Genomic DNA, 6,463 nt, shown 5'->3' on the forward strand with positions numbered 1-6,463 from the left:
ACCAGGTGAGCAGAACACCCATACGGGCCGTACCGATCGCCGGGAGCGGCCGCCTACGACCGCGACTCCGTTCTGGCAGTCGCGGTCGCGGCCTTCAACGAGCGCGGCTACGACGGCAACGGCATGGAAGAACTGGCCAGTCGGCTGGGTCTGAGCAAGTCGAGTATCGACCACCACGTCTCCGGCAAGGAGGAGCTCCTCGCCCTTGCCGTCACCCGCGCCCTGGACGCGCTGTTCGCCGTGCTCGGCGAACCCGACACGGCGGCCATCAGCGCGACCGGTCGGCCTGCGGCACATCGTACGGCGCAGCGTCGACGTCCTGGCCGCCGAACGTGCGGGCCCTGTAGCACCGCCGCGACTTCGATCACCACGTCCCCGAGCTCGTACCCCTTGCGGCGGCCGAGGGAGGCGTCCGCATCGACATCGAACCGCACCTCGTGAGCCGACTGCTGTTCGGCACGGTCAACTCGCTCGCGAGTGGTACCGGCTGCCCGGCAGCCTGCCGGTGGAGACCCGCCATGCTGGCCACGGTCCTCTCCGACGGCCTGAGCGGGCGGAATGGACACGTTCAGGCGCACAACCCGACATGACCAGGATCCCGGTAATGGCGTACCAAGCGGCTCAAACCAGGGAAGCCGAAGAGGGCCCGATCGCACAGAGCAGCGATCAGCGCCCGCCTGTCCGCGGGTAGCCCGCGACCGGAGCGAGCGCGCCATGCACGCGATGTGTGTCTGTCACGCGCAGGAACACCAATCGGCCGGTACGGCGACCGGACCGCACGCACCGTCCGTAGTGGCCGCAACACGGAACGCGCACCATGGTCGGACCGGCTTCGCGGGCCGTTGCCCAGCACCGCGGACACCTCACCCGGCCGCTGCCCCCGCTCCGACAGTGCGCGTCCGGATGAACGCGGCGGATCAGTCTGGCAGAGGGCGGGGCGGCAGGAACGCGGTCTCTTCGGCCAAGGCCTGCCACTCGCGGGGAGACATGTCGTAGGCGGCGCGGAACGCTCGGCTGAAGTGGGCCGGGCTGACGAAGCCCCACTGCTGCGCGACAGCGGCCACGGTCGGTCTGCTGCGGCGCGGACGGCCCAGCGCCCGACGGCATTCCTCCAGCCGACGGCCCCGGATCCACCCGGCCACTGTCGTACCGTCCGCCTGGAAGAGGCGCTGCAGGTGGCGCAGGGAAATGTGATGAGCGGCAGCGATCTCTTCGGCCGACAGAGCCGGGTCCGCCAGGCGAGCATCGATGAAGGCCCGGATCCGCAGAAGCAGGGTCTCCTGAGCGGCATCGGTACGGCGGGCATCCTGACCCAGGTACTCCGTGACGGTCGTGGTGAGCAAGTCCGTAACGTTGCGGGCGAGCATCTCGCCAACCTCGGGCCGACAGGTGCCGACCTCGGCGGCCAGCTTGGACAGAAACGGCACCACCAACGCAGCAAGCCCCTGGCGGGGCCCGATGGTGATGCCGGTGATGCGCCGCAGCTCGGCATCGGGCAGCCCGAGCGTGTGCCTCGGCATCTGGAAGACCACGGTCACGAACCGATCGGGAAAGTCGAGCGTGTACGGACGCGTCGTGTCGTACAGGGCGAACTCGCCAGGATGCAGCAGCGCGGTGCGTCCGTCCTGGACCACCACGCCGGTACCGCGGGCCTGCAGTCCCAGCAGCATGAGCTCCTGTCCTGACTCGGCGATCAGGCTGGGGCTGCGCCGGACCCGTTCCCGGTCGGCGTCGACCGTGGAGATCTGCAACTGCCCGAGCCGGTCCGTGATGACACTTCCACAGAAGGGCCTGTCCGCGGGTGCGTCGGGTGCGGTGACGTCCAGGGGTACGAAGGTCTTCCACACCGCCTCGTGCCAGTAGGCCAGCCGGTCACGGGGCGGTACGGAATCCGTGGAGAGAATGAGGGCCACAATGCCTCCTTACACGCGCCGGCTGGGCTGCGGGCACCGTAGCCACGCCGCATCACACCGCAGGTAACGCGGACATGTCCATCCCGTCGCAGAGGACGCCGATACCTGACCCGGTGTGTTCACCCGCACGTCGTTCCTGGTCAAGTTCCCTGGCGCGGACGGGCAAGACCGCCCGTGTTGTCGACCCTAAATTCGTCGCATACGCACCGCAAGAGGTGACGTGGCTTACATCCTCCCCATCCTTCTTCACAGCGCAGGAGACACTCGATGGTCGAGTACACAGGCACCTTCAAAGCAGCCGTGGTCCAGGCGGAGCCGGTATGGCTCAACGCGGATGCCACGATCGACAAGAGCATCGCCCTGATCGAGGAGGCTTCCCGCGCCGGGGCCCAGCTCATCGCCTTCGGGGAAACCTTCATTCCCGGATACCCGTGGTGGCTGTGGCTGGACTCACCGGCCTGGGGCATGCAGTTCTTCAACCGCTACCACGAGAACTCGATCACTCTGGACGGTCCCCGCTTCCAGCGGCTCCTGGATGCCGCCCGCGTGAACGGCATCTCCGTGGCCGCCGGGTACAGCGAGCGCAGCGGCGGGAGCCTCTACATGGGCCAGGCCCTGATCTCCGCGGAGGGCGAACAGGTGTTCACCCGGCGCAAGCTCAAGCCGACGCATGTGGAGCGTACGGTCTTCGGCGAAGGCGACGGCTCCGACCTGGTCGTCCGTGACACCCCGCTGGGCCGGGTCGGCGGTCTGTGCTGCTGGGAGCATCTGCAGCCGCTGTCCAAGTACGCCATGTACAGCCAGAATGAGCAGATCCACATCGCCGCGTGGCCCAGCTTCTCCATCTACCGGGGTGCCGCCAACGCACTCGGCCCCGAGGTCAACAACGCCGCGTCCATGTTCTACGCGGTCGAGGGCCAGGCCTACGTTCTCGCCCCGACGTCGGTCATCGGCGACGCGGCCATGGAGCTCTTCTGTGACTCCCCCGAGAAGGAGCAGCTCCTGCAGCGCGGCGGCGGCTTCGCCCGTATCTACGGCCCCGACGGCAGCTCGCTGGCCGAGCCGCTGCCCGAGGACGCCGAGGGCATCCTCTACGCAGACATCGATCTTTCCGCCATCGCCCTCTCCAAGGCGATCGCCGACCCGGCCGGCCACTACTCCCGTCCGGACGTGACTCGTCTGCTGCTGAACAAGGCCCCGCGTCGGCCCGTCGAACAGACCGCCCCCAGCACCGAGAGCTTCGAGGAGCTGCCCACCGTGGAAACGGAGAAGGCCGGACTCTGACACAGCCTGTGCAGAACCACGGCGTGCTGTTGGGCTGTCGATGGCCCGCGACCGCTGAGCGCGGCATGGGTCCCTCGATGGGGCTCGTGCCGCTCACCGCCGCGCGGCTCATCTCTGCTGCACTCATCGGGTCCCTCCATCGAATCACCCTAACGAGGGACTGTAAATCGTGACCTCCGCGCTGAACTGCGCAAACTCAAGCGGCCGGCCCAGATCAGTCGTTGCGCTCAACTCCGGGATCGCCCGGCGCAGTGCATTGAACGCCGCATGACGGTCCGAGCTCTGCGCTCCACCGCCCAGCGGATCAAAACGCTCCAGGCCGAGGCCAAAGAACTTGAAGAGGAGATCCTCAACATCGTGGAGCAGTTGATGTCGGCGTACACGTGAACGTGCTCAGATCCTGGTCAGCTGGTCGCACCCTGGACGCTTCCGCTCTGAAGCCGCGTTCGCCGCCTTCGCCGGCGTCGCACCGATCCCCGCGTCCTCCGGGCTGACCAACCGACACCGGATCAACCACAGCGGTGACCGGCAGCTGAATCGAGCCCTGCACACCATCACGCTGATCAGGATGCGGCTGGACCCAGCGGCCAAGACCTACATCGCCCGCCGGGCAACGAGGGCAAGACCTCCCGAGACGCGCAACGGTGCCTCAAGCGGACCATCTGCCGCCAGATCTTCAAGCTCCTCGAGCGCCCGAGTCAAAAGACATCCCGAGGCTTGAAGATCTCCCCTGCACCGCTTGACGCGATATAGCAGCCTCGGGGGGAGAACCTGGGAGAGACCATACCCGGCCGTTTCCGTGTGTGCCCTCAGGTCAGCGCAGGCCGTCTGTGTCGTCGAGCTCTTCACCGACGGGAAGTGGTCGACTGCCGTCCCACCGGCCCTCGCTGTAGAGGACTGCGGAGACCTCGCTGTCGTAGGCATCGTTAAGGCCGTTGCCGCTTGTGCCGAACATGTTCTCCCAGTCGATTCCCATGCCTACGAGCCTAGCCTCGCGCTTTCACGAGTTGGGCTGTCCAAGAGCTGATCAGAAACACGGAAAGTGCCCTTGACCTGCAACGATAGGACTTACTGAGGGTCCTGTTGGCTGCAAGGAAAAGAGTACTTTCCAGGTGAGAGAGCTTATCTCGTCGTACCCACGGGTCCGTGTCCAGGGAGACGGTCGGCAGGTGGTCTCGCAGGCCGGCCATCGTCCTGGAGAAGGCCGCAGAGCTGATCGTGGACGAGGGCAAGAGTGCCGACGAAGCCGCGGCGGCCCTGAACGCCCTTGGCCACCGCACCCGTTCCGGTGCGCCCTGGAAGGGCGGGAACCTGAAGGCCAAGTTCGCCAACACCGCCATGCATGGCGTGGTGGTCTTCCGGAACACGGACGAGAAAGTCAACAAGACCCGCGGCAAGCGGGCCACCCGCCTCGGGCGGGACGGTCAGCCGGCCCACGGCCAGACCGTCGAAATTCCCTGCCCCCCGCCACTGCCTATCGAGCGCGTCAGGGCCGCCAGGAAGGCGCTGGAGCGCCGGGCGCGACCCAAGTCGGTCACAGGGCAGGTCTACGCCCTCTCAAGGCGGCTCACGGGCGCCTGCGGGGCCCACTACGTGGGCCAGTACCTCAAAGAGGAAGGCAAGCGGGCCTACCGCTGCTCGGGCAGCAAGGCCCGCGGCTGCGGAGACTCGATCATCCTCGCCGACGAAGTCGAGGACTACGTCTGGGAGGGCCTGGCCGACTACCTGTCGGACGAGGGAACGTTGCAGGAGCTGGCCCAGCGCTGGATCGGGGACACCCCCGACCACCGTGAGCTGTATCAAGCCCGGCTGGAGGTGCTCGACAAGGAGATCGAGCAGCTGACCAACGACTCGGCGCAACGGCTCCTGGCCTTCACGACAGGCAGCACCGAGATCCCGCAGGCCGTAGTGAGCGCCGCCATGGCGGGACTCAGTAAGCAGATCAAGGACAAGGAGAAGGAACGGGACCTGGCCCAGCACATGCTGGACGACGCCGAGGGGGCGGCTACGAGGGCCGCCGGCATCGCTTCCCTGATCGAGCTGGCGAAGAGGAACCTCAGGCTGATCAAGGGCGAACGTCGAGCGGACATCATCGAGTTCATGGGCATCAAGGCCACCGTGGCCGGGCCCGTGCCGGTCCGTCAGGGCGGGCGGAGCTGCTTCATCGAAGCCTGGTTCGCCGAGCAGGAGCACGGCGTCCTGGGCCTGACGGACGACCTCTGGGAGGAAGTCGTCCAGCGCATCCCGCCGCACCAGGTCCGCAAGAACAGCCTGGACCCACGGGACGTCGTGGAAGCGACGCTGTACAAGATGCGCACGGGCACGGGCTGGGAGTCCCTGCCCGAAAGGTTCCCGGCCGGCTTCTCGGTCCGGGCCCGGGTGAAGAAGTGGATCTCCTCCGGCGCTTGGGCGCAGATGATGGAGCCGCTCTTCTCCCCCGAGACGCAGCGCTTCGAGCGCCCGATGCTTCCGCCCTTGAAGGTCCAGGGCGAGCTGGACCCCAACCTGGTCATCCTGCTCGATGGCGGCAACGTTATGGATCTTGATTGGGGCAAGCACTCGCGACGATGACGGAGACGACCGGTGACCTGATCGCGGTCGGCGAGATGACCGGGCGCCGGGTCGAGCCGCGCTCCCTCGCCGACGGGCTGCGCGCCGACGGCCTGTCCACCGTCCTGGGCGGCGTCTTCAACACGTTCCCCTACACGGCGTACGCGCAGAACGTCGGACTGGTCGGGATGACCCGGGTGCGCAGCCGCTGGGTGGTGGCCACCGCGGGCGGCATCCTCGTCCTGCTCGGCCTGCTGCCCAAGCTGGGCGCGCTGGTGGCGGCCGTGCCGGCGCCTGTCCTCGGCGGAGCGGGGCTGGTGATGTTCGGGACGGTCGCCGCGAGCGGACTGCGCACCCTGTCCCGGGTCGACTTCAAGGACAACCACAACCTCACCGTGGTCGCCGTGTCCGTGGCCGTCGGGACGCTGCCGGTCGGGGTGCCGACGGTCTACGAGAAGTTCCCCGACTGGTTCCAGACGATCATGAACAGCGGTATCAGCGCGGGCTGCCTGACGGCGATCGTGCTCAACCTGGTCTTCAACCACCTTCCGGCGCGGGGTGGTTCGGCACCGCGGACGGCGACACCGCCCACCGGCGGCGGGGAGGCGCGGGGAGAAGCCGCCTAGTGACCTGGTTTTGAGTTCTGGGCTCGCCCCATGAGTCGTGTTCTGTTTCAGATCTTGTGCTCTGCCTGACGGAGCCGGCATCGTTCCGGT

6 protein-coding genes and 1 pseudogene are annotated in these 6,463 nt (G+C 67.4%); 5 read left to right on the forward strand and 2 right to left on the reverse strand.

Annotated elements, in window-relative coordinates:
* Positions 1-123: 123 nt before the first annotated feature.
* Positions 124-441 (forward strand): hypothetical protein, encoded by a 318-nt coding sequence (locus ABZ490_RS49525; protein WP_359006738.1) that lies wholly within the window; start codon positions 124-126, stop codon positions 439-441.
* A 476-nt stretch (positions 442-917) separates the two neighbouring features.
* Here ABZ490_RS49525 and ABZ490_RS49530 read toward each other — a convergent pair whose 3' ends face one another.
* Positions 918-1,913: a helix-turn-helix domain-containing protein gene (locus ABZ490_RS49530; protein ID WP_359006741.1), complete on the reverse strand. Its 996-nt coding sequence runs from the start codon at positions 1,911-1,913 to the stop codon at positions 918-920.
* A 267-nt stretch (positions 1,914-2,180) separates the two neighbouring features.
* On the opposite strand from ABZ490_RS49530, the gene ABZ490_RS49535 reads away from it, so the two are divergent.
* Both ABZ490_RS49535 and ABZ490_RS49540 read left to right on the forward strand, forming a co-directional pair.
* On the forward strand, positions 2,181-3,197 hold the full coding sequence (locus ABZ490_RS49535; protein WP_359006743.1) for a carbon-nitrogen hydrolase family protein: 1,017 nt from the start codon (positions 2,181-2,183) through the stop codon (positions 3,195-3,197).
* Positions 3,198-3,597: 400 nt separating this feature from the next.
* Complete coding sequence (locus ABZ490_RS49540; protein WP_359006754.1) at positions 3,598-3,918, forward strand: transposase; 321 nt, start codon at positions 3,598-3,600, stop codon at positions 3,916-3,918.
* Between the two features lie 93 nt (positions 3,919-4,011).
* On the opposite strand, the gene ABZ490_RS49545 is transcribed toward ABZ490_RS49540, so the two are convergent.
* Entirely contained in the window at positions 4,012-4,173 is a 162-nt protein-coding gene (locus tag ABZ490_RS49545) for a hypothetical protein (protein WP_359006746.1), read from the reverse strand.
* A 170-nt stretch (positions 4,174-4,343) separates the two neighbouring features.
* Between ABZ490_RS49545 and ABZ490_RS49550 the strand changes: the two genes are divergently transcribed.
* Entirely contained in the window at positions 4,344-5,768 is a 1,425-nt protein-coding gene (locus tag ABZ490_RS49550; protein ID WP_359006749.1) for a transposase, read from the forward strand.
* Positions 5,753-6,373 (forward strand): annotated as a pseudogene (locus ABZ490_RS49555) (solute carrier family 23 protein); the annotation flags it as partial. The gene ABZ490_RS49550 and the pseudogene ABZ490_RS49555, both read left to right, overlap by 16 nt.
* Positions 6,374-6,463: the final 90 nt, after the last annotated feature.

The sequence above is a fragment of the Streptomyces sp. NPDC005811 genome, assembly GCF_040630405.1.
Taxonomy (GTDB): Bacteria; Actinomycetota; Actinomycetes; order Streptomycetales; family Streptomycetaceae; genus Streptomyces.

Coding starts and splice junctions, on each gene's coding strand:
- ABZ490_RS49545 (WP_359006746.1), bottom strand. CDS start 4,173: ATGGGAATCGACTGGGAGAACATGTTCGGCACAAGCGGCAACGGCCTT.
- ABZ490_RS49535 (WP_359006743.1), top strand. CDS start 2,181: ATGGTCGAGTACACAGGCACCTTCAAAGCAGCCGTGGTCCAGGCGGAG.
- ABZ490_RS49525 (WP_359006738.1), top strand. CDS start 124: ATGGAAGAACTGGCCAGTCGGCTGGGTCTGAGCAAGTCGAGTATCGAC.